Origin of the sequence: Pseudomonas sp. JQ170C (assembly GCF_035581345.1) — a bacterium.
Classification (GTDB): Bacteria; Pseudomonadota; Gammaproteobacteria; order Pseudomonadales; family Pseudomonadaceae; genus Aquipseudomonas.
This window is the reverse complement of record NZ_CP141608.1, coordinates 5,606,638-5,632,844: the sequence shown is the minus strand read 5'-3', so window position 1 is coordinate 5,632,844 and position 26,207 is coordinate 5,606,638. Positions and strand designations below refer to the sequence as shown.

At 60.5% G+C, this 26,207-nt stretch carries 23 protein-coding genes and 2 tRNA genes; 7 read left to right on the top strand and 18 right to left on the bottom strand.

Going from position 1 to position 26,207, the window contains the following annotated elements; all coding sequences use genetic code 11:
• Positions 1-146: 146 nt before the first annotated feature.
• On the top strand, positions 147-1,436 hold the full coding sequence (locus tag U9R80_RS25745; RefSeq protein WP_301839803.1) for an OprD family porin: 1,290 nt from the start codon (positions 147-149) through the stop codon (positions 1,434-1,436).
• A 62-nt stretch (positions 1,437-1,498) separates the two neighbouring features.
• On the opposite strand, the gene U9R80_RS25740 is transcribed toward U9R80_RS25745, so the two are convergent.
• Positions 1,499-3,157 carry an FMN-binding glutamate synthase family protein gene (locus U9R80_RS25740; RefSeq protein ID WP_301839802.1) on the bottom strand — a complete coding sequence of 553 codons (1,659 nt, stop codon included), beginning with the start codon at positions 3,155-3,157 and terminating at the stop codon, positions 1,499-1,501.
• Between the two features lie 217 nt (positions 3,158-3,374).
• Here U9R80_RS25740 and U9R80_RS25735 point away from each other — a divergent pair, with 217 nt between their 5' ends.
• Positions 3,375-4,574, top strand: a complete 1,200-nt coding sequence (locus U9R80_RS25735; RefSeq protein ID WP_301839800.1) for an MFS transporter — start codon at positions 3,375-3,377, stop codon at positions 4,572-4,574.
• Positions 4,575-4,644: 70 nt separating this feature from the next.
• The gene (gene rfaD, locus U9R80_RS25730; protein WP_301839799.1) at positions 4,645-5,676 is read left to right on the top strand and encodes an ADP-glyceromanno-heptose 6-epimerase; all 1,032 of its coding nucleotides are present in this window, start codon (positions 4,645-4,647) and stop codon (positions 5,674-5,676) included.
• Here the strand turns inward: rfaD and U9R80_RS25725 are convergent.
• From U9R80_RS25725 to U9R80_RS25715, 3 genes are all read right to left on the bottom strand, one after another.
• Complete coding sequence (locus tag U9R80_RS25725; RefSeq protein WP_301839798.1) at positions 5,673-7,052, bottom strand: NAD(P)-binding domain-containing protein; 1,380 nt, start codon at positions 7,050-7,052, stop codon at positions 5,673-5,675. The genes rfaD and U9R80_RS25725 overlap by 4 nt on opposite strands.
• A 482-nt stretch (positions 7,053-7,534) precedes the next feature.
• Positions 7,535-7,610: transfer RNA gene (locus U9R80_RS25720), tRNA-Thr, on the bottom strand.
• Positions 7,611-7,707: 97 nt separating this feature from the next.
• A complete protein-coding gene (locus U9R80_RS25715) occupies positions 7,708-7,932 on the bottom strand; it encodes a hypothetical protein (RefSeq protein WP_301839797.1) in 225 nt (74 codons plus the stop codon).
• Between the two features lie 362 nt (positions 7,933-8,294).
• On the opposite strand from U9R80_RS25715, the gene U9R80_RS25710 reads away from it, so the two are divergent.
• Positions 8,295-8,654, top strand: a complete 360-nt coding sequence (locus tag U9R80_RS25710; protein ID WP_028942277.1) for a multidrug/spermidine efflux SMR transporter subunit MdtJ — start codon at positions 8,295-8,297, stop codon at positions 8,652-8,654.
• Entirely contained in the window at positions 8,648-8,977 is a 330-nt protein-coding gene (gene mdtI / locus U9R80_RS25705; RefSeq protein ID WP_301839794.1) for a multidrug/spermidine efflux SMR transporter subunit MdtI, read from the top strand. Before U9R80_RS25710 ends, mdtI begins: the two co-directional genes overlap by 7 nt.
• Before the next feature lie 240 nt (positions 8,978-9,217).
• Here mdtI and U9R80_RS25700 read toward each other — a convergent pair whose 3' ends face one another.
• Genes U9R80_RS25700 through U9R80_RS25680 form a run of 5 tightly spaced genes read right to left on the bottom strand, consistent with a single transcriptional unit; the run spans position 9,218 to position 13,471 of the window.
• The gene (locus U9R80_RS25700) at positions 9,218-10,438 is read right to left on the bottom strand and encodes a methyltransferase (protein ID WP_301839792.1); all 1,221 of its coding nucleotides are present in this window, start codon (positions 10,436-10,438) and stop codon (positions 9,218-9,220) included.
• A gap of 45 nt (positions 10,439-10,483) precedes the next feature.
• Positions 10,484-11,173, bottom strand: a complete 690-nt coding sequence (locus U9R80_RS25695; RefSeq protein ID WP_301839791.1) for an ABC transporter permease — start codon at positions 11,171-11,173, stop codon at positions 10,484-10,486.
• Complete coding sequence (locus tag U9R80_RS25690) at positions 11,170-11,865, bottom strand: ABC transporter permease (protein ID WP_301839789.1); 696 nt, start codon at positions 11,863-11,865, stop codon at positions 11,170-11,172. Before U9R80_RS25690 ends, U9R80_RS25695 begins: the two co-directional genes overlap by 4 nt.
• A gap of 57 nt (positions 11,866-11,922) precedes the next feature.
• Complete coding sequence (locus U9R80_RS25685) at positions 11,923-12,684, bottom strand: ABC transporter substrate-binding protein (protein WP_301839788.1); 762 nt, start codon at positions 12,682-12,684, stop codon at positions 11,923-11,925.
• A gap of 13 nt (positions 12,685-12,697) precedes the next feature.
• Entirely contained in the window at positions 12,698-13,471 is a 774-nt protein-coding gene (locus U9R80_RS25680; protein ID WP_301839786.1) for an ABC transporter ATP-binding protein, read from the bottom strand.
• Positions 13,472-14,082: 611 nt separating this feature from the next.
• Here U9R80_RS25680 and gabP point away from each other — a divergent pair.
• Positions 14,083-15,477: a GABA permease gene (gene gabP, locus U9R80_RS25675; protein ID WP_301839784.1), complete on the top strand. Its 1,395-nt coding sequence runs from the start codon at positions 14,083-14,085 to the stop codon at positions 15,475-15,477.
• A gap of 66 nt (positions 15,478-15,543) precedes the next feature.
• Here gabP and U9R80_RS25670 read toward each other — a convergent pair whose 3' ends face one another.
• The 9 genes from U9R80_RS25670 to panM all read right to left on the bottom strand — a co-directional run bounded on the left by U9R80_RS25670 (position 15,544) and on the right by panM (position 24,337).
• On the bottom strand, positions 15,544-15,984 hold the full coding sequence (locus tag U9R80_RS25670) for a hypothetical protein (protein WP_301839782.1): 441 nt from the start codon (positions 15,982-15,984) through the stop codon (positions 15,544-15,546).
• A 70-nt stretch (positions 15,985-16,054) separates the two neighbouring features.
• Entirely contained in the window at positions 16,055-17,098 is a 1,044-nt protein-coding gene (gene ppk2 / locus U9R80_RS25665; protein WP_301839780.1) for a polyphosphate kinase 2, read from the bottom strand.
• Between the two features lie 167 nt (positions 17,099-17,265).
• Positions 17,266-18,333, bottom strand: a complete 1,068-nt coding sequence (locus U9R80_RS25660; RefSeq protein WP_301839779.1) for a hypothetical protein — start codon at positions 18,331-18,333, stop codon at positions 17,266-17,268.
• Entirely contained in the window at positions 18,330-19,454 is a 1,125-nt protein-coding gene (locus U9R80_RS25655; protein WP_301839778.1) for a DNA cytosine methyltransferase, read from the bottom strand. Before U9R80_RS25655 ends, U9R80_RS25660 begins: the two co-directional genes overlap by 4 nt.
• Positions 19,455-20,088: 634 nt before the next feature.
• Positions 20,089-20,164, bottom strand: a tRNA-Phe gene (locus U9R80_RS25650).
• A 91-nt stretch (positions 20,165-20,255) separates the two neighbouring features.
• Positions 20,256-20,528 (bottom strand): oxidative damage protection protein, encoded by a 273-nt coding sequence (locus tag U9R80_RS25645; RefSeq protein WP_301839777.1) that lies wholly within the window; start codon positions 20,526-20,528, stop codon positions 20,256-20,258.
• Entirely contained in the window at positions 20,528-21,592 is a 1,065-nt protein-coding gene (gene mutY, locus U9R80_RS25640) for an A/G-specific adenine glycosylase (RefSeq protein WP_301839776.1), read from the bottom strand. Before mutY ends, U9R80_RS25645 begins: the two co-directional genes overlap by 1 nt.
• Entirely contained in the window at positions 21,589-23,835 is a 2,247-nt protein-coding gene (locus U9R80_RS25635) for an AsmA family protein (RefSeq protein ID WP_301839775.1), read from the bottom strand. Before U9R80_RS25635 ends, mutY begins: the two co-directional genes overlap by 4 nt.
• 97 nt (positions 23,836-23,932) lie before the next feature.
• Complete coding sequence (gene panM, locus U9R80_RS25630) at positions 23,933-24,337, bottom strand: aspartate 1-decarboxylase autocleavage activator PanM (RefSeq protein WP_301839773.1); 405 nt, start codon at positions 24,335-24,337, stop codon at positions 23,933-23,935.
• Positions 24,338-24,550: 213 nt separating this feature from the next.
• On the opposite strand from panM, the gene U9R80_RS25625 reads away from it, so the two are divergent.
• Positions 24,551-26,203 carry an OFA family MFS transporter gene (locus U9R80_RS25625; RefSeq protein WP_301839772.1) on the top strand — a complete coding sequence of 551 codons (1,653 nt, stop codon included), beginning with the start codon at positions 24,551-24,553 and terminating at the stop codon, positions 26,201-26,203.
• The last annotated feature ends 4 nt before the right edge of the window (positions 26,204-26,207 follow it).

Sequence of the window (26,207 nt, the reverse complement as noted above, 5' to 3'; positions counted from 1 at the left end):
GGCCAAGAGTCCAGAATAAAAGGCCCGCTGCGATCACTCGCACGCGGGCTTTTTATTTTCTGACCCGCGAGCGTCAACCCACGCAGGGGGCGTGGTTTTTGGCGTAGGTCGCAGCGCGTCTTTGACTAAGAAATAAGGAAAATAAAATGTTCAAAACCAGGATCAGTCTGATCGCGCTTAGCCTTTTGACCGCGACTCAGGCTATGGCCAATGACCAGGCCGCCGCCAAGGGCTTCGTAGAAGACAGCAGCATGAACGTTCTGCTGCGCAACGCTTACATCAACCGCGACAAGAAGCACGGCACCGACGACCAGATCGAATGGGGCCAGGGCGTTATCGCCAACTTCTCCTCCGGCTTCACCCAGGGCACCGTTGGTGTGGGTGTCGATGCATTCGGTCTGTACGCCGTGCGTCTGGACGGCGGCAAGGGTCACAACGGCGGCGCCGGTGTCGACTTCTTCAAGCCTAGCGATGGTGCTCAGGCCAACTCCCCTCACAACCTGGCCCGTGGCGGCGCCGCAGTAAAACTGCGCGTTTCCAACACCGTACTGAAGTACGGCGACCAGATGCCTGCGCTGCCAGTTCTGCAGTACGACGATGCCCGTCTGCTGCCAGAAAGCTTCACCGGCACCATGATCACTTCCAAAGAGATCAAGGGCCTGGAACTGAACGCTGGCCGTTTCACCCAGGAAGCGCGCAAGAGTGCTGAAGGCCGTGACAGCGGTGGCCTGAAGTCGATCAACGTGCTCGGCGGTAGCTACAAGTTCACCGAGAACCTGTCGGCTGCGGTGTACGGCTCCGACGTTGAAGACGTGCTGCAGAAGTACTACCTGGGCGTGAACTACGTTCACCCGATCGCTGCTGACCAGTCCCTGACCCTGGACTTCAACGGCTACAAGTCGGACATCAACAACAAGTACGTCAAAGAAGCGGGCCTGACCGGCGACTCCAACACCATCTGGAGCCTGGCAGCCACTTACGCCTTCGGTCCGCACTCGGTGACCATCGCTCACCAGCGCAGCACCGGCGACACCGGCTACCAGTACGGCTGGTACCAGAACCGTGGTGGCGTGGGTGACGGTGGCTCGACCATCTACCTGGCCAACTCCTACTGGTCTGACTTCAACGCTGAAGACGAGCGTTCCTGGCAGATCGGCTACGGCCTGGACTTCAGCAGCTTCGGCGTGCCGGGCCTGAAGTACAACGTGGCGTACGTGCGTGGTGACAACATCAACACCCACGGCTTCGGCGAAGGCAAAGAGCGCGAGATCTTCAACCAGATCAAATACGTCGTTCAGGAAGGCCCTGCCAAGGACCTGTCCGTCAAACTGCGTAGCTCGTTCCTGCGTACCTCTGACAGCGTTCGTCAGAACGGCTACAACGACGACGGCAACGAAGTCCGCGTATTCGTCGAATACCCGATCAGCATTTTCTGATTGGGTTTCGCGGGGCAAGCCCGCTCCCACAGGGGGCTTGCTCCCGATCGAACAACCCCGGCTTATGCCGGGGTTGTTTCTTTTCTGCGCACTGAAACCTTCACGGGCTCACCCATCTGCGGCTCAAAGCTGTCACTGCGAGCCATCTGCCACATCCGCGCATAGAACTCGCTGTTGATCTCGCCGCTGAGCAACTCGCCAGGCTTGAGAAATACGTGCAGCTGCGAAAACAGACGAATCTCGCTGGCGCTGATGCGCCGCACCAGGTGCTTGGGCTTTAACTGCGAAGGATGATCAAGGCCCGCTGCCGCCAGCATCTCGGCCAGGGCATGCAGGGTATTGCGGTGAAAGCTGTAGACCCGGTCGGCCTTGTCGGGCACCACCAGCGCGCGTTGGCGCAACGGGTCCTGGGTGGCGACGCCGGTGGGGCACTGGTTGGTGTGGCAGCTTTGCGACTGGATACAGCCAATGGCAAACATGAAGCCACGCGCCGAGTTCACCCAGTCGGCACCGATGGCCAACACGCTGGCGATATCGAACGCACTGACAATCTTGCCCCCGGCACCAATGCGCACCTTGTCGCGCAGGTTCAGGCCAACCAGGGTGTTGTGCACGAACATCAGGCCTTCGCGCATCGGCACCCCGATGTTGTCGCTGAACTCCCTGGGCGCTGCGCCCGTACCGCCTTCCTTGCCATCGACCACGATAAAGTCCGGGACGATGCCGGTGCTCAGCATGGCCTTGGCGATGCCCATGAACTCCCAGGGGTGACCCAGGCAGAACTTGAAGCCCACCGGCTTGCCGCCCGACAGCTCACGCAGTCGGGCGATGAACCGCAGCAACTCCAGTGGCGTGCGAAAGGCGCTGTGGGCGGCGGGCGAAATACAGTCTTCACCCACCGGCACACCGCGTGTGGCAGCGATTTCGGCACTGACCTTGTGCCCCGGCAAGATCCCGCCATGACCCGGCTTGGCGCCCTGGCTGAGCTTGATCTCGATCATCTTCACCTGCGGGTCGCTGGCCTGGGCGGCAAAGCGATCGGGGTCGAAGCGACCCTCGGCGGTACGGCAGCCAAAATAGCCGCTGCCGATCTCCCAGATCAGGTCGCCACCGTGTTCGCGGTGGTACGGGCTGATGCTGCCTTCACCCGTGTCATGGGCAAAGCGCCCGCGCCTGGCACCCTGGTTCAACGCTGCAATGGCATTGGCACTGAGCGCACCAAAACTCATGGCGGAGATATTGAAGATCGAGGCCGAGTAGGGCTGGCGACACTGCGGGCCACCAATGGCGATGCGAAACGAGGCCGGGTCTGGCGTGTCGCTGGGCAGCATCGAATGGCTGATGAACTCGAAGCCCGGGCGATACACATCGTTGAGGGTGCCGAAGGCCTTCTCGGCGCTTTCATTCTTGGCCCGGGCGTACACCAGCGAGCGCTGGGCGCGGGAGAAGGGCAGCTTGTCGTCATCGCCTTCGAGCAGGTACTGGCGGATTTCCGGGCGGATGGTTTCGATCAGGTAACGGATGTTGCCCAGGATCGGGTAATTGCGTCGCACGGCGTGATGGCGTTGTCGCAGATCGTTCAGGCCGACCAGGCTGAGCGCGGCGCAGAGTAGGGTGAAGGGCCAGAGCCAGGGCTGAGTCGCAAGGAAGGGCAGGCTGATACAGGTGAAGAGCAAGCAGCCGGCCAGACAGGCGTAACGGCTGGGAAGCGAAGCTTTCATGGATCTTCCGCTGATGTGAGAGATCCTTCCTAGGATAGGGCAAGCCCTTGCGCGGAAAACCCGTGGTTTCGGTAAAAGACTTTTATCCCCGGCGTGCTTGACCCCGCAGCTGCCGCGATAGTTTGCCCATGACTGAACCCAACTCCGCCACTTGCATAACTGCCGCCCGCAACCACCGTGCTACAAGCTCGTACCGTTTCTTTGCGAGTGAAACCCTGTGACCGCCGCTACCCGCACCGCACCCGCCAACCAGGGCTTTGGCCTGCTTTGCCTGGCCAGTTACTTGTTGTCGCTGTCGTACGGCTCGACCTTTTTGTTGTCGTTGCTGGTCAGCACCCGTGGCGGTAACGAGCAGGATGCGGGGCGGATCATTTCTCTGGCGATGCTCAGTACGGTCGTGGCCGTGCTCGGCAGCGGACACCTGGCTGACCGCCTGGGTTCGGCGCGGGCCATTGCGCTGTCGGCGCTGTGCCTGGTGGCCGCGTGCCTGGGTTTTGCCCTGATGCCGGGCACCGGTATCGGCCTGATGCTCTGCGGCCTCGCCCTGGGCCTGGGCTGGGGTGCGTTCTACACCCTGGGGCCGATCCTGGTCGCCGAACGGGTCGAGCCTGCGCGTCGCACGCACTGCTTTGCCTTGCTCTCCGGCAGCATGATGAGCGGCATCGGCTCCGGGCCGCTGGTGGGCAAGCTGGCCAGCTTGTTTCACCTGCCGGTGCAGACGGCGTTCTTCACTGCGGCGGCGGCTGCGGTGGTGGGGTTGATGATCTTCAATCATCTGGCACGCCAGCCCAGGCAAGCCGCCAGCCCGGTCGGCATCAGCCGCAGGGCCAGCGCTCAAGTGCTGGGTTCGGCGGCGCGCTGGCCGATTCTCATGGTTGGCCTGGGTGGAGCGATTTTCGGCGGCCTGGGCAGTTTTCAGACCTCCTACGCCGCAGCGCGCGGCCTGGACTATTCGCTGTTCTTCGTTGGTTTTATGAGTGCGGCCATCGGCTGTCGATTGCTGGTCGCCGGGTGGGTGGTCAAGCGCGATGCCTACCGCGCCTCCTGCCTGCTCTCGGCCTTCACCGTGCTGGCCGTGCTGGCGCTGGGCTGGTGGGTGCAGAACAACCTGGGCTACTTGCTGGCCGCGGCTTTGCTGGGCGTCGGCTATGGCCTGAACTACTCGGTGATCAACGGCCTGGCGGCCAACCAGGCGCCGGCCGGGCACACCCCGCAAGCGTTGCTGCTGTTCAGCCTGGCTTATTTTCTTGGCGTGTTCGGATTCCCCTGGCTGGCGGGCAACCTGATCGTCAGTGGCGGCACCGAGGCCATGATGCTTTGCCTGCTGGGCATCGCTTTGCTGAACTGGCTGGTGAGCGCCGGGCGCCTGGTCGGCCGCTGGCGCGCTCGTACTCGCGAGGTATCGCCGTTTTATTGATCCTGGTTAATTTTTGTTCAAGTGGTCAGCTTTACACTGAATGCTCTGCACCCTCAAAGGGGGACAAGGCATGACCATCATCGTGACCGGCGCCGCCGGTTTCATCGGTAGCAACCTCGTCCAGGCCCTCAACCGACGCAATGAAACCGAGATCATTGCCGTCGACGACCTGACCGATGGCGACAAATTCCGCAACCTCGCCGACTGCGAGATTGCCGATTATCTCGACAAGGACGACTTTCTCGACCGCTTTGCCCGCGGCCAGTTCGGCAAGGTTCGCGCCGTGCTGCACCAGGGCGCCTGCTCCAGCACCGTCGAAGGCGACGGGCGCTTCATGATGGACAACAACTACCGCTACAGCCGCAATCTGCTCGATGCTGCCCAGGCCCTGCAAGTGCCGATGCTGTATGCCTCGTCGGCAGCGGTGTATGGCGCCGGGCGCGACTTTCGCGAACAGCGCGAGTGCGAGCGGCCGCTGAACGTCTACGGCTACTCCAAATTCCTCTTCGATCAACACGTGCGCAGGCTGTTGCCTGCAGCGCGCAGCCAGATCGTCGGCCTGCGTTACTTCAACGTCTACGGCCCCCACGAACAGCACAAAGGTGCCATGGCCTCGGTGGCCCTGCATTGCTTCAACCAGTACCAGGCCCATGGCAAGGTCAGCCTGTTCGGCAGCTATGGCGACTACCCAAGCGGCGGCCACCTGCGGGACTTTGTCTCGGTGGAGGATGTGGTCAAGGTCAACCTGCACTTTCTGGATCAGCCGCAGCTCAGCGGCCTGTTCAACGTCGGCAGTGGGCGCGCCCAGCCGTTCAACGATGTCGCCATGGCAGTGATCAACCGCCTGCGCGAGCAGCAAGACCAACCCCCGCTGTCACGGGAAATGGCCTTGCTCGAAGGCATCCTGGAATACAGCGAATTCCCCGACCACCTGCGCGGCAAATACCAGTGCTACACCTGCGCCGACCTGAGCCGCTTGCGCGAGGCCGGCTTCACGCAACCCATGCTCACGGTCGAGCAGGGCGTGGCGCGTTATTGCGACTGGCTGCAAGGCATCGAAACAGCGACGCCTGCCCAATACAGGCAGGCGGCGGTGGCTTAGTGCTGGCGCAGGGTTTTGACATCGCCCTTGGCTGAGGTTTCGCGCAGGTACTCCACCAGCGAATCATCCAGCGCCTGCATCCAGCGAGTGTGGTGCGGCACGGCGGCGGTGCCGGTGATTACCGAGCGGTAGGACTTGTCGCGGTAGCCCATGATGTCCTGCTTCTTGTCCGACTTCCATTTGAGGAAGATCCGGTTTACCGCGTCGATGTCGAAGCTTGGATAGTCGGTTTGCTCGATCAGGTGCTTGATGTAGCGGCCCTGGAACTCGTACATCTGCGCGGTGGTTGCCAGCGCCTCTTCCTCGGCACGCCAGCGGGCGCTGTCGGCCTGCATCTCGGCCGTTGATGGCAGCGTTTTAAGGCCCAGCATATAGTCCCGGGCAAACCACGCCTGGGCGTCGAACAGATTGAAGCTGTACCAGAGGTCTTGCATGCCCAGGTAGATCAACCGCGGGTTCTGCTCCCACACCACGCCTTGGTACAGCCCCAGCGGCCACAGGCGGTTGCCGGTTTTGAGCGTCAGCTCATCGGGCAGGAACGGGAAGTGATGCTGATAGCCGGTGCACAGAATGATCGCATCCACCCGCTTGCTGGAGCCGTCGGCAAAGAACGCCAGCTCACCGTCCACCCGCTGCAACTGCGAGCGCTCTTCCCAGCCCTTGGGCCACTTGTAGCCCATGGGCTGGGTGCGATAGGCCGTGGTGATGGAGCGCGCGCCGTATTTGAAACACTGTGAGCCGATGTCTTCGGCCGAATAGCTGCTGCCGACAATCAGCACATCCTTGCCCTTGAACTCCAGCGCATCGCGAAAATCGTGGGCATGCAGAATGCGCCCGGAGAAACGCTCGAACCCGGTGAAGTCCGGCACATGGGGCGTGGAAAAATGCCCGCTGGCCACTACCACAAAATCGAACACCTGCTCGATGCCAACGCCTTGGGCGTAGTCGTAGGCGCTGACCGTGAAGGTGCGGCTGGCCTCATCGAAACGCACCGCCTTGACCGCTGTATTGAAGCGAATGTAATCGCGCACACCGGCCTTTTTCACCCGGCCCTGAATGTAGTCCCACAACACCTCACGCGGTGGATAAGACGAAATCGGCCGACCGAAATGCTCATCAAAACTGTAGTCGGCGAACTCCAGGCACTCCTTCGGCCCGTTCGACCACAGGTAACGGTACATACTCCCGTGCACCGGCTCGCCGTGCTCATCCAGCCCGGTGCGCCAGGTGTAGTTCCACATCCCGCCCCAGTCAGCCTGCTTCTCGAAACAGACCACCTCGGGCATGGCTGCCCCCTTGGCATGAGCGGATTGAAAGGCACGCAGCTGCGCCAGGCCAGACGGGCCCGCGCCGATAATGGCAACACGAATACTCATAAGACTTCCTGACAGAAAACACTGAAAAAAATGCAAAGCGTCTCCAGCCCTGAACGGCAAAACCGAGGGCGATGGAAAGCGAAAAATTCAGGCGTCAGCTGGCAGGCGGAGGGACAGGGCGTTTGCGTTTGTGCGCGAGCAAGACGTCGCGGGGCGGAATCGACAGTGCGTGGAACAGTGTCGAGAGGGGAGAGCTGGTCAGCGAAAGCATAGTGACAGCGTTGGGCCCGTAGGTATTGCCGAACAGCGCGGCAAACGGGCCTTGGGGGCGAAAGATACGTGTGGTCTCGTTCATGACGGGCTGATTCTGCCTCTTTTGGTTATGGATGCCTTTTTAGCTATAACGGATGGGGATTTGGATTACAAGGTTGGAGGGTTGCTTTGCAGCCTTTGCCGGCAATGCAGACTCCCACCGAGAACCCGGCTTTTTCTACGGAAACAAAAAAGGCCCACCTTTCGGTGGGCCTTTCTTTTACTGCATATGGTGCCGGCACCAGGAATCGAACCCGGGACCTACTGATTACAAGTCAGTTGCTCTACCATCTGAGCTATACCGGCACAGGGTCGCCATTATAGCGATCAGTTTGCGTCTGTAAACTACTTCTGCAAGATTCGTTGCGATACCGGGTTTCAGGGTGTGTAGCGGGGGATTTTCTTACCAGCCGCGGTGCAATGTCGTGGCGTCGGGTTCGCGTTGGGTCGGGTCGAAAATCATGGGTTTGTGTTCGTGGCAGCCGCGCTTGGTGCAGTGGGTGGTGGGCTGCACGGGCAGGGGTTGCAATGGGGTGTCCCAGGCGGACTGGGTGGGGTGGTTTGGGGTGCTGCAGCCGGGGAGGGTGATCAGGGCGGCGAGCAGGGTGAGGGGGAAGAGGCGGTTCAATTGGGGGTTCCGGTTGTAGAGGGGTTTCTTTCGCGGGGCAAGCCCGTTCCTACAGGGTGGGGAATATAATTTACGAAGCTTTCAGCAGGCTTTAAGGGCTTTTACCTGTATAGGTTATCAAGCACGCGATTTTTAATTAGATATTCTCTATCAATTTGACTTAAGCAATGCCTTGAGCTAATTTGTTGTTCATTATGTTGAACACTAAAGCGTTTCTGCTCCTCATCCCTCGTCTGGCCACCCGTGAAAATCACTGGACCGGCGGTCTGTAGCGCCTCCCCCGACAATCAGCTTTTTTCTCTTTTTGTCTGTAGCCGTCGCCGCTAGTGCGCGCGGTGTGTTGTCGCCCGTGGGAGGGCATCATGCGTTCCTGGATTTATTTGTTTATCGCCATTATCGCTGAGGTGATCGGCACCGCGTCGATGAAATTCGCCGCCACTCATTCCGCCATCCTGGGTCATGGACTGATGTACGCCATGATCGGCCTGTCGTACTTCTTCCTCGCCCTGGCCGTCAAACGTGTGCCGGTGGGCGTTGCCTACGCGCTGTGGGAAGGCATCGGCATTGTGCTGATTACCCTGATCAGTGTGACCTGGCTCGGGGAGAGCATCGGTCTGCTCAAGGCCGCCGGCCTGGGTGTGATGATCGCCGGTATCCTGCTGATCAAGGCCGGTACCCGCGCCGCACCCGCCAAGCGCGAGATGGAGGCCCTGCCATGCTGAGCATGAACTGGATTCCCTTCGCCTGGCTGGGCCTGGCGATTGTGCTGGAGGTGATCGCCAACCTGCTGCTCAAGTATTCCGACGGTTTGCGCAAGCGCGGCTACGGCATTGTCTCGATTCTGTGTGTGCTGGCCGCCTTTACTGCGCTGGCCCAGGCTGTTCGCGATATCGAACTGTCGCTGGCTTATGCCATTTGGGGCGGCTTCGGCATCCTTGCCACCGTGGCCATGGGTTGGGCGCTGTTTGGTCAGCGCCTCGCCGGGCGGGGCTGGTTGGGCCTGGCGCTGTTGCTGGTCGGTATGAGCCTGCTGAAACTGGCCTGATTTTGCTGCTTAGAGCGTTTGGTTAAAACGCTTATGCACAAGGTGCGTGCCAGACCTGTGACGCATTCATCGGACCAGCGCCTGCCGCTGGTCTTTGCGCAAATAGCTGTTTTTGCTGGCGATAAGCCCCTGAGTGAAAAACGACCAACGGTCGAAAGCGCTTGGATCCAAGGTTTTCGAGGGTTTTTTCAAAAGGTTGCGCACAGACTTATCCACAGGCTGCGCACATTTGGGGCAGGGTTATTGGCGTTGCGCCAGGAGCATCAAGTTGCGCGGTGTGAGGGGCTGCTCACAGAACACCCCTAGCTGCACTTGGTAGCCCTGCTCGCGCAGGTAGAGCGCACGGTCAAGCACCAGCCACAACTCCAGCGGGCGGCGGAACAGGTTGCGCAGCAGCTCCAGATTGCGAACTTCGGCCAGGCGTTGCCAGCCGGCAGCCTGCAGCGCGTTCCAGTCAGGGGCGCGGTCGATCGACAGGCCTTTGAGCGCCATCAGTTCAAGGCAGTAGTCGGCAAAAGGCTTTTGCAGCCAGCTGACCGGCAACGAGGGCGTCGGCAGGTATTCATCCATTCCCCGCAGCTCACGCTGCAACAAATCGAACCCCAGGCGCCTGGCCATCGACTCATCGCGCTGGCGGCGTACCCGTGCGCCGGCGGTCACGGTTTCGCTCAGGGGCAGGCCCAGGTCGTCGATCGACAGCTGCAGGCCGGAGGTGATCGCAGCGCTTGAGAGCGGCTGGTACTGCGCCGCCTGGATGCGGTTGTAGCAGCAGGGCGCAATCGCCAGCTGACGGCAACCCTGGCGGCTGGCCAATTGCATCAGGCGCACATGCAGGTCGCCACAGGCGTGCAGGGCGACGGCGGTGTGGTCGTTGCTCAAGTGCCGGGCGGCGTCTTCGGCCAGAACGTCCTGCAACTGGTGATCGGCGCTCAAGCCGTGATGCTGGCTCAGTTGCCGGCCGGCGTCGACCAGCGCCGGGTCGTATTCCAGGCAGGTCAGTTGCTGGTGGTCGCCTTGCAGCAAGCGCCGGCCCAGGTGGCCCTTGCCCGAGCACCAGTCGAGCCAGTGCCGTGGCGTCCGGGTAAAGCCCAGGTGGCTGGCGAAGGCTTCGATCTGTTGCCATTTGCGCCCCGGTACATCCACGTTCAGGCGATGGCTCGCCGCAGGCAGGGCGACTGTGGACAGCTCGCCGACCTCGGACAGCCGCGCGGCCAGGCTGGCCAGCTGTGGAAAAGGCGCCGGTGCGTGCAGTTGCTCGGGATGGTTGTGGGCTGCCTCTGCCTCGTCCAGCGAGCGCTGTCGCAACCAGGCAGCCAAGGTCGGATGCTCGGCTTCCCAGGGCAGTTGCAGCTGGGTGAAGGGGCGTGGTCGCCACAGGTGCTGGTGGTCGCGCAAGAAGCTGTCCAGCGCCTGGAAGCGGCTGAGCAGTTGGTCATCGGCGAGGGGGAGGGCAGTGGTCATGGTCGGATACGAAAACGGGGCTGTGATCAGCCCCGTTATACAGGTTCAGCGGCCTTGGCAGGCGTCGACGCGCAGCCAGCGTTCCAGTTGCTTGAAGCCTTGTACCAACAGGAACGAGATCACCAGGTAAAACAGGCCGGCAGCGAAGAAGATCTCTACGGGCAAGTAGGTACGCGCGATGATGGTCCGCGCCATGCCGGTCAGTTCCAGCAAGGTAACGGTGCTCGCCAGGGCGCTGGCCTTGAGCATCAGGATCACTTCGTTGCTGTAGGCCGGCAAACCTATGCGCGCGGCACGCGGCAGCATGATGTAGAACAGTGCCTTGGCCCGGGACATGCCCAGAGCCCGCGCTGCTTCGATCTCTCCACGTGGGATGGCCTGCAGGGCGCCGCGCAGGATTTCGGCGATGTAGGCGGCGGTATGCAGGGTCATGGTCAGCACCGTGCACCAGAACGGATCGCGCAGGTATGGCCACAAGACGCTGCTACGGACGGCCTCGAACTGGGCAAGGCCGTAGTACACCAGAAACAGCTGAACCAGCAGCGGAGTGCCACGGAAGAAGAAGATGTAGCTGAACGGCAAGGCACGCACGTACCAATGGCGTGACGAGCGAGCGATACCCAGCGGGATGGCGAGGATCAGGCCGGCAATGACCGCGATGGCTACCAGTTCCAGTGTCAGCGTGGCGCCTTGGGCCAGGCGTGGTAGCCACTTGATGATGACTTCCCAGTTCATTGGTTAGGCCTCGCGAAGCCGCGTGCGGCACGTTTTTCCATGAAGTGCATGCCAGTCATGGCAAGGACGGTCAGCCCGAGGTAAATAACAGCGGCAACCATATAGAAGGTGAAGGGCTGCTTGCTCACCGTCACGGCGATCTGCGAGTGACGCATGATCTCTTCCAGGCCGATTACCGATACCAGCGCAGTGTCTTTCATCAGGATCATGAACAGATTGCCCAGGCCGGGAAGGGCGATGCGCCACATTTGAGGCAGGACCAGCTTGGAAAAAATCCGCCCTCTGGAAAGGCCCAGGGCCAGGCCGGCTTCACGGTGGCCCTTGGGTATGGCCAGGATCGCGCCGCGGAATACTTCCGTGGCATAGGCGCCGAAGCACAAGCCAAGGGCGATCACGCCAGCAGCAAAGGCATTGAGTTCCAGGCCAGGAATGTTCAGGGCTTCGCCAAGCCGGTTCATCAGGCTGACGGTGCCAAAGTAAATCAGCAATACCCAGAGCAGTTCGGGTACGCCACGCACCAGGGTGGAATAAAAGCCACCCAGCCATTGCAGGGGTTTGTACGGCGAGGTCTTGGCCAGGGCGCCAAGCAGCCCTAGCACCAGCCCCAGACACAGGGCCGACAACGCGAGTTTGACGGTCATCAGCGTCCCGGCCAACAAGGCCGGACCGAATCCGTAGAGATCAATATTCATGGGCAGGTTTGTTCAAAGGACCGGCATCACCTCCAGGGCGATGCCGGTCGGGGCGAATCAATAGATGCTGAAGGGGAAGTACTTGTCGTTGATCTTCTTGTAGGTGCCGTCGGCAACGATTTCCTTCAAAGCGGCGTTCAGTTTGGTGCGCAGTGCATCGTCACCTTTGCGCACGGCGATGCCGACCTTGTCGCTTTCGTTAACAGGCTCGCCTTTGAACTCGTAGTTTTTACCGGCTTCGGATTTGAGCCAGTCGTAGTTGGCGTATTTGTCGGCCAGCAGGGCGTCGACGCGGCCTGAGGTCAGGTCCAGGTAGGCGTTTTCCTGAGTGTCGTAGAGGCTGACTTTGAACTTGCCGTCCATGCCGCCGTTATCGTCCAGCCAGGTCGCGGCCTGCGTTGCGCGCTGGGTGCCCAGTGCTTTGCCTTGCAGCGAAGCGGGGTCAGTCTTGAAGTCGACGTTCTTTGGCGCGATGAACTGCTGCTTGTTCGAGTAGTAGGGGTCGGTAAAGTCCACGGCTTGCTTGCGCTCGTCGGTGATCGACAGCGACGAGACGATGAAGTCGAACTTCTTGGCGTTAAGGGCCGGGATGATGCCGTCCCAGTCGGAGGTAACCACTTCGCACTCGACTTTCATCTTGGCGCACAGGGCGTCGCCGATGTCTTTGTCAAAGCCCACTACCTGGCCACTGGCGTCCTTGTTGTTGAACGGCGGGTAAGCCGCCTCGATGCCCATCTTCAGTTTCTCGGCAGCCATGGCATTGGCCGAGAACACCAGCGTGGCGGCAGCGGCCAGGAGGAATTTCTTATAGGTCTGCATGCGTGTTGCTCCGTTAGCGGTTGCTGGACATGAATTGTTTACAACGCGCCGAGTTCGGGTTTTCAAAAACCTGCTGCGGCGTTCCCTGCTCTTCGACCAGCCCTTGGTGCAGGAAGATGACTTCGCTGGACACCTGGCGGGCAAAGCCCATTTCGTGCGTAACCAGTAGCATGGTACGGCCTTCTTCGGCCAGGGCGCGGATAACGTTAAGCACTTCCTGGACCATTTCCGGATCCAGGGCCGAGGTCGGCTCGTCAAACAGGATGACCTTGGGCTTCATGGCCAGGGTGCGGGCAATGGCGGCGCGTTGTTGCTGGCCGCCGGACAATTCGGCCGGGTAGCTGTGGCGCTTGTTGTGGATGCCGACCTTGTTGAGCAGTGCCTCGGCATGCTCGATGGCTTCGGCCTTGCTCTGGCCGAGCACGCGACGAGGGGCCTCGATGATGTTGTCGAGGATGCTCATGTGCGGCCACAGATTGAAATTCTGGAACACGAAGCCGATCTCGCTGCGCATGCGATTGATCTGCTTGTTGTCGGCAGCCACCAGCTCACCGTTTTTTGCAGCTTTGAGCCGCAGCTCTTCACCGGCTACCAGGATCTGGCCCTGGTGCGGGTTTTCCAGCAGGTTGATGCAGCGCAGCAGAGTGGACTTGCCGGAGCCGGAGGATCCCAGGATCGAGATCACATCACCATCGCGTGCGGTCAGCGAGATGCCCTTGAGAATCTCCTGGTCGCCGTAGCGTTTGTGCAGGTTGCGGATTTCCAGCGCGGGCGTGGCCTCAGCCATGTGCGGTCCTCATGTGTTCTGGTGCGCTCCTGCTGTTGGCGGCCTTCTTGGCGAGCGCCAAGCTAGCATAGCGGCTGAATGACAGCCAACAACGGCGGGAGGGGCAACGGGTTACCGGGAGGGCGGGTGTCGCATCGCTGCAGCTGACTGTCGCGCGGATGTCCGCCTGCCCTCGTTTCCAGGGCCGGAGCCTTGATGAAAAAAGGCGCGATGGTGCCATTTTTGGCCAGTGCTGGGAAGCCGTTTCTGACCTTGCGTACAGCTTCGGCCAAGGATTGCGGCGATTGGTTGCTCTGATTGGGTTGTACCTTTTTGCGCCAGGGATGTGCGCGAGGTGTTACCGATGACGGTTTTTGGTGCGACTCGCTATTTGTAAGTGGGTATTTCAGTAATTAATGGATTCAGCGCTTTTTTTTGGCGGGCATTCGGCCAGTATCTGGCAGAAAGGCCTGTAAGCCTTGTTGCACGCGGCTGTAGGGAATTTCAAACGAACGGTCAAGGAACTGGCGCGTTATTTGCCTTCCCTAGCGGTAACAGGATGTTGCTGCCCTTCTTTATAGGGGCGCATCTGCAGTAGCAGGACAGAAAGCCATTCCTTCAAAGGTAGTTTTATGAGCGGTACGCACAATTCCAATGACCTCGCTCAGGGGCTCAAACAACGGCATGTCACCATGCTGTCTATTGCTGGCGTTATTGGCGCCGGCTTGTTCGTCGGCTCCGGCCACGCCATTGCCGAAGCCGGCCCTGCCGTGTTGCTGGCCTACGCCGCCGCCGGCACCCTGGTGGTGCTGGTGATGCGCATGCTGGCCGAAATGGCCATTGCTTCACCCGATACCGGTTCCTTCTCCACCTACGCCGACAAGGCCATCGGCCACTGGGCCGGCTTTACCATTGGCTGGCTGTACTGGTGGTTCTGGGTGTTGGTGATCCCGCTGGAGGCCAACGCCGCCGCCACCATCCTGCATGCCTGGTTCCCTGACGTGGGGATCTGGGTGTTCACCCTGGTCATCACCTTGCTGCTGACTGCGACCAACCTGTTCAGCGTGAAGAACTACGGCGAGTTCGAGTTCTGGTTCGCATTGCTCAAGGTAGTGGCAATCATCGGCTTTATCGTGCTGGGCGTGGCGGCGATTTTCGGCCTGCTGCCCAACAGCCAGGTCAGCGGCGTCAGCCACCTGTTCGACACCCAGGGCTTCATGCCCAACGGTATGGGCGCGGTGCTGGCGGCAATGCTGACCACCATGTTCTCGTTCATGGGTACCGAGATCGTCACTATTGCTGCCGCCGAGTCGAAAGACCCGGGCAAGCAGATCACCAAGGCCACCAACTCGGTGATCTGGCGGATCTTCCTGTTCTACCTCGTGTCGATCTTCGTGGTCGTGGCACTGGTGCCGTGGAACCACAGTGAACTGGCCGAAGTGGGCTCTTATCAGACTGTGCTGAACCTGATGGGCATCCCCAACGCCAAGCTGATCGTCGACATCGTTGTGTTGATCGCCGTGACCAGCTGCCTGAACTCGGCGCTGTACACCTCTTCGCGCATGCTCTTCTCCCTGAGCAAGCGTGGTGATGCACCGGCCGTAGCCCAGCGCACCACGTCCTCCGGTACCCCGTACTGCGCGGTGGTGCTGTCGACGGCGGCGGCGTTCCTCACCGTGATTGCCAACTACCTGGCGCCGGCTCAGGTGTTCGAGTTCCTGCTGGCCAGCTCTGGCGCCATTGCCTTGCTGGTGTATCTGGTGATCGCTGTGTCGCAACTGCGCATGCGCCGTCAGCGCATGGCCCGTGGCGAGAAGATTGCCTTCAAGATGTGGCTGTTCCCGGGCCTGACCTGGGCAACCATCGTGTTCATCGTGGGCATTTTGACGGTGATGCTGATCCGTCCGGATCATCGCATCGAGATCGTGGCGACCGGGTTGCTGTCGATTGCGGTTGTGGCGGCGGGGCTGCTGGTGGCGCGCAAGCGCAAGGCCGAGGCGGCTGGGCGGGTTGTGCTGAACAACTGATGGAATGAATCGCGGGGCAAGCCTGCTCCTACCGGGATGGTAGGAGCAGGCTTGCCCCGCGACGACTCAACCGAACTGTTTTTGCTGCGTCTTGGCCACCGCCTCGGAAGCCGAGATGTACGCCTCCTGGAACTCATCACTCTCCAGCCACGCCATGGTGGTGTCTTCGTCTGCGCCGTCCAGCCATTTGCGGTAGGCGGTGAAGACCATGACGATGTAGTCGGTGGCGTGTTCTTCCTTGTGGCCCTTGAGCACCAGAGCCAGCAGCGGGTCAACCAGGAACACCGAGATCAGGGGCACCAGCCCACCTTCCTGAGCAGCCTTCATCTTCTCGAACAGGGCGTTGTAGCTGCCCGAATCCATTGCCTTGTTGAACACCTGCTCAACGCTTGCGCTGGAGCTTTCGCCACTGCTCTTGACGGCCTGGCCGCTACGCACCATGCGGTTTTCGCGAGCCTTGGCGGCGGCGCGCTTGGCGCGTTTCTGTTGTTTAGTGTTGGAGGCCATCGGTGAATCCTGAGTCGTAAGATTTCGCGTATTGAATCGCAGTTGGCAGGGAAACCCAAGCCGCATTCGATCAGGAGGCGGGCTGCGTCCCCTCAATACGGTCTTCTTCCTCCAGCACCCGCGATGCCCGGTCCACAAGTAGTGGGTCAGGATGGTGGGCCACGCGCAGGTCTTTACCCGGGTAGTCCAGCGAATGCAGGAAGTGACGGATGCAGTTGATCCGCGCGCGCTTCTTGTCATCGGACTTGACCACCGTCCACGGCGCATCGGCGGTGTCGGTGTGGAAGAACATCGCTTCCTTGGCCGCGGTGTATTCGTCCCACTTGTCCAGCGACTTGATGTCGATGGGCGACAGCTTCCAGTGCTTGAGTGGGTCGTCGCGGCGGGAGATGAAGCGGCGCAGCTGCTCTTCGCGGTTCACCGAGAACCAGTACTTGAACAGCAGGATGCCGCTGTTGCAGAGCATGCGTTCAAGGTCGGGCGCCTGGCGCATGAATTCCAGGTACTGCAAAGGCGTGCAGAAATCCATCACCCGCTCGACACCGGCGCGGTTGTACCAGGAGCGGTCGAAGAAGACCATTTCGCCTGCGGTCGGCAGGTGCTGGATATAGCGCTGGAAGTACCACTGGCCCTTTTCCTGCTCAGAAGGCTTCTCCAGGGCCACGATGCGTGCGCCACGCGGGTTCAGGTGCTCCATGAAGCGTTTGATCGTGCCGCCCTTGCCAGCGGCGTCACGGCCCTCGAACAGCACGACGATGCGCTGGCCAGTGTCCTTGACCCAACTTTGCACCTTGAGCAGCTCGATTTGCAGCTCGTGCTTGGCCTTGTCGTACTCGGCGCGGCGCATGCGGGTGCGGTAGGGGTAGCTGGCGGGCAGCTTGGCCGAGGTGCTGTCTTCATTCGAGCCGCGCGGCGCCGAGGCGACTTTGAGCGCGGCCGGCTGCTGGCTGATGGTGCTGATCGGCGTGTCTGTGCTGGCGGTCGCAGGTGCACGCGGGGTGCGTGGGCGACGTGGGCGGGGAGTGGCGGTCTTGCGTGGTGCAGAGGTGCTGGTGCTCGCGGGCGTTTCGGTGGCGGGCAAGGGCAGGGGCAGGGCTGTGGAATCTTCGCTCATTGGGGGCCTGTTGGTTTTTCTAGTATCCACCAGGCAGCTTACGGCGATGGGGCAGGGGGCGTATTGACGGCGGTCAACGGCTTCGGGTTCTGCGACACCAATGAAAACCCCCTGGATCGTGCGATTCAGGGGGCGGTATTAGTAGTGCCGCAGCGCTTGCCTAAAAATCAATCAATGATTTCTTCATCAGCCACCAATGGCGCGGCATGGGACTCTGAAGTAATAACGGGCGCTACTATCGCAAAAGGCAAGGAGTTGAAAAGATTCCCAAAGTTGTAGCGCCACTGCAGGGCAAAGCTCATTCCGATCTTGCCATCCAGAGGGCTTCTGAGAAAACGCTGCCACTCGTTATCGTTCGGGAGGCGTGCAAAATCCTTGTGGGTATCAATGACCCAGTCATTGCACGCATTGATAATCGCCGACACTTTCTGGTTGGAGTTGCTTATCGCAGTTATTTTATTCAGCTCGTCAAGCGGGAGCGGTTCTATTCCTTTCTTGATATCGGCGGCGGCTTTGGTTTGGAAGTCCCGTGCTATGGCGGCTACCAGCGTGTTGATAGTGTCATCATCATCGTACAGCGAGTTAACAAGCCGGAGCAGCGATTTTGCCCGCCAGTCACCTTGGTTGATATGACACAAGAACTGAAGCATCTTCTTGCACAGGGACTCGCTTTCTTCAAACAGCCGCTGTTTGTTTTTCGATGCCACAATGCAAAGGTTTCTGTCGGCAATCTCGCTGCCTTTGAGGAACGCTGCCTTGATGATCTGAATTCTGACCGGGGGCGGATTCTTTTTTGCTGTCTGGTAATCCGTCAACAGGATAATTGCATCGCTCTCGTTGCCAAGAACGCGTTCATAGGCGGAGAAGAATGGCTCACTGGTGCAGAAGTTCTCGGACGGCGATTTAATGCCAAGGTCCAGGTACGGTATATCGACGCCTTTCGCCGGGTTCACCTCAAGCGGAGGAATGTTGAACGGTTTAAGCGTGTGGTGTTCCAGTACACCCAGCAGTGTCATCTCGATGACACTGCCAATTGTCTTGCCATCCAGGTTTGGCATGGACTGACCGGTTGCAAGAAGTTCGTACCAGTGCGGAAGTTTTCCGCCACGTCCGACCCGTTGCAATATGTGTTTTATTTCTTCGACACGCTCGCCACGAAGGTATTCATTCAACTGTGTAACGATTTCAGGCAAATTACCTTTTATGTGCTCGCGGAGCATGCGACGTTCGGTCATACCAATTCCATTTGTGCTGAGGCCGATTGGAAGGTTGTGTAGCTGTTGGAGAGGGTTCTCTTGATCGCCCAGGCCACGAGTGCAGGCGGCACGGCATTCCCGTAAAGGGGGTACTGATCGTAGGCCCTCACTGACGCGCAGTGGTCATCCGGGAAGCCTTGAATGCGAGCATACTCGACGGGGGTCAAGCGTCTGAACTCATCGCCGATTTTATAGCGCTCATAGTGCCGGCTTGTTGTGCAGGTCAGGGTCGGGGCAACGCCCTCGATTCCAAAAACGGAATACCCCATTCTTGCGCCGCCTTTCTGGTTATAGAGGATCTCGACACCATTGAAGAACCTGTTCACCTCTTCACTGTTTTTGATCCGCTCCAGCGTGTTCTCCGTGTAATAGAAAACGTCATCGGGTCGTTCTTCAAGAATCTCTTTGAGCTTTACCGGCTTGGCGGCATCGGAAAAGCCTTCGATCTTGGCATGAAAGAACTTTCCATTGAGGGCCAGCCCCCACGTGTGAAATTTTGCGCCATGGTCTTCGATGGGCTTCCATTTGCTGGTGTCTGAAGCCGCGGATGCTTGATGAGGGGTGAGCTCTGAAATATCCGATTTAGTGCAGAGATAGGATTTTGGGTTATGGTCTTTGTGACCGATAATGACAATGCGTTCGCGGTGCTGAGGCAAGCCAAAGTTGACGGAGTTTAGAAGCCGCCATTCAACCAGGTAGCCAATCTCGGACAGGGCATCCAGGATGGTCGCGAAATGCTTGCCGCTATCCATGGACAGAAGGCGCTTGACGTTTTCCAGTACAAAATACTTGGGTTTCTTTTTCTCGAGGATATGAACTATTTTTTCAAACAGACTTCCTCGTGCGTCCTCGAGTCCAAGTTTGCGACCTGCACTTGAGAAAGGCTGGCATGGAAATCCGCCTGTCAGGAGATCATGATCAGGAACCTGGTCCAGAAAAGTCGCTATGTCACCAAAGTTGAAATGCTCTTCGCCAAATCTGTCTTGATAGACTTTTGCGGCAGAGGGGCTGATGTCGTTGGCCCATACTGTTTCAATTCCCAGTGAGTCACAGGCGACTCTGAAACCACCAATTCCTGCAAATAGCTCAATTGCTTTCATAATATTTTCGGCCTGGATGTTCGCTCTAACTAGACCAGCCGACGAGGACTGTCTGTGCCTAAAATTTGGCCGTTACTTTAACAGTTTTCAATGCTATCAGCACCGTACTTGTATGTTGCTCATCTGAATTTCTACGGTATTGAGGTTGTGTTGGGCGAGGTGTTCGCCCGCGCTTTGTTCCGGCGTGGCGATATCGGCGTACACAGAAAAGGAATGATGTGGACCCGGTGCCGTATCGCCGCGTCGGCGTTGGCGAGGTTCGGTGCTATGGCTGATGCGTGGTGATCGGGCGCTGATGGGATCGGTGCAGGCCTGGATCATTTTCCGGCGTGCGCAGCAAGCGACGGGAGCAGTGCTCCGGCTGACGATCTTCATGCCTCATCAGGCTATTGGCCCTCTGCGCTTGCCTGGTCGCTTTCATGCCGCGTCCGGGTCGGATTCCGTCGACTACCCGTTCATGCGTCTCAGAACGCTTCTGGCGGCCTCTGGCTTGAGGCGGGAGCGGATAGAAGCGATGGTCCTGAGGGCGGGAGCATGTCAGGGTGCCTCAGAAAAACACAGGCAACAAAAAACCCGCACTAGGCGGGTTTTTTGAGGCTTTCGGGTGGTGTAGACACCACTCGAAATTAATGAGTGGTGCCCAGAGACGGAATCGAACCGCCGACACGGGGATTTTCAATCCCCTGCTCTACCGACTGAGCTATCTGGGCAACGGGGCGCATTAAAAGGGTTTTTCGGATTTACGTCAACGACTTTTTGAAAATTTTTTAAATTAATTCCGTCGCTTACGATTTTCGGGGGTTATTCGCTAGGCGGAACGTAGCCTTCGGCCTTTTCGAATTCCTGGCCGGAGAAGAACTTGTCCATCTCGCCCTGGAGGAATTTGCGGTCCTCGGCGTTCATCATGTTCAGGCGCTTCTCGTTGATCAGCATGGTCTGTTCTTTCTGCCAGTCGGCCCAGGCCTTCTGCGAGATGTGCTCGTAGATGTCCTGGCCCTTGGCGCCGGGGTACGGTGGGCGCTCGAGGCCTGGCAGTTCTTCTTTGTACTTGCGGCACATTACGGTGCGGGTCATCACGACTCTCCTGCAATCAAAACGTCGGCCGCGCGTTTAAGCAGTTTTTTCACCGGGGCGGCAAGGCCCAGGCGCGGCGGGGTGGCGAGGTTATACCAGAGCCAGTCGGCCTCGGCCACGTGGGCCCGAGTGTCATCGACCCGGACCAGCCAGGGTTCGATGGCCAGCTGGAAGTGGCTGAAGGTGTGGGTCAGGCCGTCCAGCGCCTGGCTGCCGGCAAGGTTCAGGCCATGCTGGTCGGCCAGGTCGTCGAGCTGCTCCAGGTTGTCGAGCTCCGGCAGGCTCCACAAGCCGCCCCACAGGCCGCTGGAGGGGCGCCGGTAAAGCAGGATGGCGCCTTCGGCGTTGGCCAGCAGCGGCATCAGGGTGCGCCGCTGCGGCAGCTCCTTGCGCGGCTTGGGGACCGGGTAGCGGATCTCCCGGCCAAGCATGTGTGCTTCACAGCCGACCTTGAGCGGGCACAGCAGGCAACTGGGCTTGCTGCGGGTACACAAGGTGGCGCCCAGGTCCATCATCGCCTGGGTGTAGTGATTGACCCTGGCGTGCGGGGTGTAGCGCTCGGCGTTGGCCCACAGCGCCTTGGCCACCTTGGGCTCGCCCGGGTAGCCCTCCTGGGCGGTGTAGCGGGCCAGCACGCGCTTGACGTTGCCGTCGAGGATCGGCGCACGCAGGCCCATGCTGATGCTGGCAATGGCGCCGGCGGTAGACAGGCCGATGCCGGGCAGGTCGGTGAGCTTCTCGACATCGCGGGGAAATTCGCCGCCGTACTGCTCGACGACGATCTTCGCGGTTTTCTGCAGGTTACGCGCCCGGGTGTAGTAACCCAGGCCCGTCCACAGGTGCAGCACTTCGTCTTCAGGTGCTTCAGCCAAAGCCTGCACGGTGGGCAGGGCCTCCATGAAGCGGCCGAAGTAATTGAGCACGGTGCTGACCTGGGTCTGCTGCAGCATGATCTCCGAGACCCACACCCGATACGGGTTGATGCCCTGTTGCCAGGGCAGGTCATGACGGCCGTTACGGTCGAACCACTCCAGCACGGCGCTGGAAAACTGCTCGGGACTCATCGCTTGAACAACCCCTTGAGTGCATCTTTGAGTTCGGGGCTCACCTTGTCACCGAGTTTCTCATCGATCTTGTCGCTCAGTTTCTCGCTGACGCGGTCGCCAGCAAGTTTGGCGGCAACCTTGCCCAGGCCGTCCTTGTCCAGGCGGCAGGCCTTGGCGCCCAGCTCCAGTGGGCCGCGGCACTGCAGTGGCAGTTCAAGGCCAACATAGCGCTCGCCCACCTGGCAGGCAGGGTCCGGCATGTCGCGCTTGTCGCCTTCGACTACCACGCCGATGCGGTAGTCCATGCCCAGCACGCGCAGGTCCAGGTCGCCGCGACCGTTGACGCTCAGGCCCGGGATGCGCGCCTTGAGGTCCGGGTTGCTGGCTACGCCGTTGCGCAGTACCAGGCTGCCCTTGAGCTCCTGGAACGGCGTGTCCTTGCCCCGTGGCTCGCCGCTCAAGGCCTTGCGGTTGAGGGTGGCGATGGCCTGGCACAGTTGCTGTTCAAGGTTGGCGTTGACCAGGATGCCGTCGTTGATGACAAAGCTGGCGTTGCCGTTGAGGGTGTCGACCAGCGCCTTCTGGCTGTTGCCCGTGGCGGTCAGGTCGCTGGTGAGGGTCAGCAGGCCTTTGACCGGCGGGGTTTCGGTCTGGCTCTTGATGAAGTGCTCTACCGGTACCCGGTTGATCTTGGTGTTCAGGCCGATCTGCGGCACCGCCGGGCGCACATCGAGGGTGCCCTTGGTGCTGAAGTCGCCGTTGTAGAGGCCGCCGCTCAGGGTTTCGAGGGTGATCAGGCCGCCCTGGCCCTGGGCCTTGAGGTGGGCGTTCTCGATCGGGAGCTTCTCCAGGGACAGCAGGCCGAAGGTCAGGTCGGCCTGCAAATCGACTTTACGCAGGCGATCCACTGGCAGCAGCTTGTCGTTGCTCCAGGCGACCTGGGTAGGGGCGTCGGGTAAGGGGGTGTTGCCGGCGGTGGCCAGGGCGCTGTCTTCCTTGCTCTTGACCTCGGCCTGGCGCGCCGCCGTAGCGCTGGCGGCCGCTTCGCTCTTGGCCGGCATGTAGCGATCGGCGTCGAACTTGTCGGCTTTGAGCTGGATGCGCAGGGCCTGTTTGGTGAAGTCCTCGACGGCCAGGCGGCCGCTGAAGGTGCTGTCGTCGAGTTTTACCGCCAGGTCTTCCAGGGCAAGGCTCGTCGGGCTGCCTTGCAGGCGGCTGACCATCTCGAACTTGCTCAGGGTGGTGGCGTCGGCCGAAGCCGGCAGCGGGTGACCGATGCTGTCGAGGAACTTGCGCAGGTCGAGCTGGGCGATGGACAGGCCACCGGTCAACTGCGGGGTCTTGTCCAGGTCGCGCACGTTCAACTCGCCGAGGGCGCGCAGTTGGTTGGCTGACAGCTTCAAGCCGTTCCATTCGGCGACGTTCGCTGCCATATCGACCAACAACTGGCCCTGGGCCGCGAAGCTCATGGTCTTGCCCTGCAGCGGCTCGCCGGAAGCCTCACCGCTGAGCTTCATGTCCTCGAACTGGTAGCGCTTGAGGCGGCGGTCAAAGCGCAGCTCGCCGTTAAGCTCGGTGCGTGCCTTGATCACTGGCTGGCCGGCACTGAGGAAGGCGGTCAGTTTCAGCGGGATGTTCACGCCTTCGTGTACCGCACCGGTGCTCAGCTGGATGCTTTCGGCGCCAAAGGTCTGGCCGCTGCGGGCATCGGTGTACTGCACCCGGGCGTTGTTCACGGTCAGGCTGTCGATGTCCAGTTTCACAGGGCGGTCGCTGGCGTCGCTCTTGCTCTCGGCCTGGGCGGGGGTATCACCGGCAGGCGGGGTGCCTTCGCCAGGTGCCGGCGCAGCGGCCGGCAGCGGCTTGCCGATGTCTTCCCAGTTGCCGTGGCCGTTTTCGTCGCGGCTCAGGGTCAGGTTCAGGCCTTCCACACGTACATCGCTCATTTGCACTTCACGGCGCAGCAGGGGCAGCACGCGCACGGAAAGGCCAAGCATCTGCAGATCGGCAAAGGGCACTTTCGGATTGTTCAGGGTGGCGATGCTGGCTTCATGCAGCTCCAGCCCCAGCCAGGGGAACAGGCTCCAGCCGATATCACCATTGAGCGTCAGCTCGATGTGGGCCTTGTCGCGTGCCAGCTGGCGAATCTCGTCTTTGTAGTCGTTGGGATCGAAGAGGTGGGTCAGGGCGAAGCCCAGAGCCACAATGATCAGCAACAGCCCGAGAAGCACCAGCCCCAGGATTTTGCCGAACGCTTTCATGGGCGAGTCCTTGTAGTCCGATTTCTAAAATTCAGCCGCAGAGTATAGCGCTGCGGTTATTTACGCTGGGCTGATGCCGAGCTGCCAGGAATTTTTCCTACAGCTGTGCCACATCCAGCGTCAGGTTCAGTGGTGCCAATAGCGCATGCATTTCAGCGCTGTCCTGCTTTGAAAACAGACGCAACCCAGCCCCTGCTTCGCGTGCCAGCCGCTGCGCTTCGTTGACCAGGCGCAGGCCGACGCCTCGGCGCCGGGTCAATGAACGTACGCACAGGTCGCTCAATTGCCAGGCGCCATCCTGACGCTGCAAGCGGGCAGCGCCGAGCAGGCGATCATTGAACCGCGCGGCAATCAGGCTGCCGTCCTCAAGTGCTGCGCTGACCAGGGCCAGGGCCTGTTCGGGGCCGGCGAGCATCCAGCTGGGAGCGTCGGCATAGAGCCTGGCCAGGTCCTGCAGGTCTTGCTGGCTCGGCTTGGTCAGGGTTTCGACAACGATGGGCATGACAGTTCCTTGCACACGGGTTCAGTTGTTGAGCAAAAGACGGGATCAGCTTGCTTTCAGTGCGGGCGGCTAATGCTACTCTTTCGCCGCTCGCGGGTCCTGCTGTGGCGTTTTGTCGCGTTTGCAGGGCGATTGTGCCAAAAAAGACGACCAGTGCCTGCCGGCCAAGGTCGTGAGCCGTGAGCTGACCATTTCCACGAGGGATTACAACAAATGAACAGCATCACGGCAGGCGCAAACGCCAGCCCCCCGGGTTTCCTGTCCAAGGAGCGGATTACCGCCACGCCCGGCTTCAACCGTTGGCTGGTACCGCCCGCCGCCCTGGCGATCCACTTGTGTATCGGCATGGCCTACGGCTTTTCGGTGTTCTGGCTGCCGTTGTCCCAGGCCATCGGTATTACCGCGCCGGTAGCCTGTGCACCCGACATGAGCTTCCTTGCCCGCCTGTTCAGCGCCGAGTGCGACTGGCAGGTCTCGATGCTGAGCTGGATCTACACCCTGTTCTTCGTGTTCCTGGGCTGCTCGGCGGCGGTCTGGGGTGGATGGCTGGAGCATGCCGGGCCGCGCAAGGCCGGCGTGGTGTCGGCACTCTGCTGGTGCGGTGGGTTGCTGCTCTCGGCGCTGGGCATCTACACCCACCAGCTCTGGCTGATGTGGCTGGGTTCGGGGGTGATCGGCGGTATCGGCTTGGGCCTGGGGTACATCTCGCCGGTTTCGACGCTGATCAAATGGTTCCCGGACAAGCGCGGCATGGCCACCGGCATGGCCATCATGGGCTTTGGTGGGGGCGCAATGGTGGGCGCACCGCTGGCGGCGGCCTTGATGAACCATTTCGCCAGCCCTGAAGGTGTCGGGGTATGGCAGAGCTTCGTGGTCATGGCGATCATCTACTTCATCTTCATGATCGGTGGCGCCCTGGCCTACCGCGTGCCGCCCGCCGGCTGGAAGCCCGAGGGCTGGACCGCGCCGCTGAAAAAAGCCAGCAACGCGATGATCACCCATCGCCATGTACATGTCAGTGTGGCGTGGAAAACCCCGCAGTTTGCGCTCATCTGGCTGGTACTGTGCCTGAACGTGTCGGCGGGTATCGGTATTTTGGGCATGGCCTCGCCACTGCTGCAGGAGGTTTTTGCCGGCAAATTGTTGGGCAATGACCTGACCTTCAGCCAGCTCAACCTCGCACAACAGGCGCAGATTGCCGCGATCGCCGCCGGCTTTACCGGCCTGCTTAGCCTGTTCAACATTGGCGGGCGGTTTTTCTGGGCGTCGTTCTCCGACTACATCGGGCGCAAGAACACCTACTTTGCCTTCTTCGCCTTGGGCGTCGCCCTGTATGCACTGGTGCCGAACATGGGGCAGGTGGGCAACATCGCCCTGTTCGTGGCGGCGTTCTGCATCATCCTGTCGATGTATGGCGGTGGCTTTGCCACGGTGCCGGCCTACCTGGCCGACCTGTTCGGCACGCAGATGGTCGGGGCCATTCACGGTCGGCTGCTGACCGCCTGGGCCGCCGCCGGTGTGCTTGGTCCGGTGTTGATCACCTATTTGCGCGAGTATCAGCTGGCGCTGGGGGTCGATCGGGCGGCGGTGTACGACATCACGCTGTACATCCTTGCCGGCCTGCTGGTGCTGGGCTTTATCTGCAATGCGCTGGTGCGCCCGGTGGCCGATAAATACTTCATGACCGACGAACAACTGGCGGCCGAACAGGCGCTGGGCCATGACCAGGGCAGTGCGCGGGTGCTGGAGTGGCATGCGGCGCCGGGCACCTTGCCGCTGGTGATCGCCGCCTGGCTGGTGGTGGGCATACCGCTGGCGTGGGGCATCTGGGTGACGCTGCAGAAGACCGCGGTGTTGTTCAACTGAACCA

What these genes read in the sequence shown, in the direction of transcription:
- mutY (WP_301839776.1), bottom strand. Translation starts at nt 21,592, where the DNA reads ATGAGTCCCGAGCAGTTTTCCAGCGCCGTGCTGGAGTGGTTCGACCGT.
- U9R80_RS25690 (WP_301839789.1), bottom strand. Translation starts at nt 11,865, where the DNA reads ATGAATATTGATCTCTACGGATTCGGTCCGGCCTTGTTGGCCGGGACG.
- rfaD (WP_301839799.1), top strand. Translation starts at nt 4,645, where the DNA reads ATGACCATCATCGTGACCGGCGCCGCCGGTTTCATCGGTAGCAACCTC.
- U9R80_RS25660 (WP_301839779.1), bottom strand. Translation starts at nt 18,333, where the DNA reads ATGACCGAACGTCGCATGCTCCGCGAGCACATAAAAGGTAATTTGCCT.
- U9R80_RS25685 (WP_301839788.1), bottom strand. Translation starts at nt 12,684, where the DNA reads ATGCAGACCTATAAGAAATTCCTCCTGGCCGCTGCCGCCACGCTGGTG.
- U9R80_RS25745 (WP_301839803.1), top strand. Translation starts at nt 147, where the DNA reads ATGTTCAAAACCAGGATCAGTCTGATCGCGCTTAGCCTTTTGACCGCG.
- panM (WP_301839773.1), bottom strand. Translation starts at nt 24,337, where the DNA reads ATGCCCATCGTTGTCGAAACCCTGACCAAGCCGAGCCAGCAAGACCTG.
- U9R80_RS25700 (WP_301839792.1), bottom strand. Translation starts at nt 10,438, where the DNA reads ATGACCACTGCCCTCCCCCTCGCCGATGACCAACTGCTCAGCCGCTTC.
- mdtI (WP_301839794.1), top strand. Translation starts at nt 8,648, where the DNA reads ATGCTGAGCATGAACTGGATTCCCTTCGCCTGGCTGGGCCTGGCGATT.
- U9R80_RS25625 (WP_301839772.1), top strand. Translation starts at nt 24,551, where the DNA reads ATGAACAGCATCACGGCAGGCGCAAACGCCAGCCCCCCGGGTTTCCTG.
- U9R80_RS25670 (WP_301839782.1), bottom strand. Translation starts at nt 15,984, where the DNA reads ATGGCCTCCAACACTAAACAACAGAAACGCGCCAAGCGCGCCGCCGCC.
- U9R80_RS25645 (WP_301839777.1), bottom strand. Translation starts at nt 20,528, where the DNA reads ATGACCCGCACCGTAATGTGCCGCAAGTACAAAGAAGAACTGCCAGGC.
- U9R80_RS25635 (WP_301839775.1), bottom strand. Translation starts at nt 23,835, where the DNA reads ATGAAAGCGTTCGGCAAAATCCTGGGGCTGGTGCTTCTCGGGCTGTTG.
- U9R80_RS25680 (WP_301839786.1), bottom strand. Translation starts at nt 13,471, where the DNA reads ATGGCTGAGGCCACGCCCGCGCTGGAAATCCGCAACCTGCACAAACGC.
- U9R80_RS25695 (WP_301839791.1), bottom strand. Translation starts at nt 11,173, where the DNA reads ATGAACTGGGAAGTCATCATCAAGTGGCTACCACGCCTGGCCCAAGGC.
- U9R80_RS25725 (WP_301839798.1), bottom strand. Translation starts at nt 7,052, where the DNA reads ATGAGTATTCGTGTTGCCATTATCGGCGCGGGCCCGTCTGGCCTGGCG.
- U9R80_RS25710 (WP_028942277.1), top strand. Translation starts at nt 8,295, where the DNA reads ATGCGTTCCTGGATTTATTTGTTTATCGCCATTATCGCTGAGGTGATC.
- U9R80_RS25655 (WP_301839778.1), bottom strand. Translation starts at nt 19,454, where the DNA reads ATGAAAGCAATTGAGCTATTTGCAGGAATTGGTGGTTTCAGAGTCGCC.
- ppk2 (WP_301839780.1), bottom strand. Translation starts at nt 17,098, where the DNA reads ATGAGCGAAGATTCCACAGCCCTGCCCCTGCCCTTGCCCGCCACCGAA.
- gabP (WP_301839784.1), top strand. Translation starts at nt 14,083, where the DNA reads ATGAGCGGTACGCACAATTCCAATGACCTCGCTCAGGGGCTCAAACAA.
- U9R80_RS25740 (WP_301839802.1), bottom strand. Translation starts at nt 3,157, where the DNA reads ATGAAAGCTTCGCTTCCCAGCCGTTACGCCTGTCTGGCCGGCTGCTTG.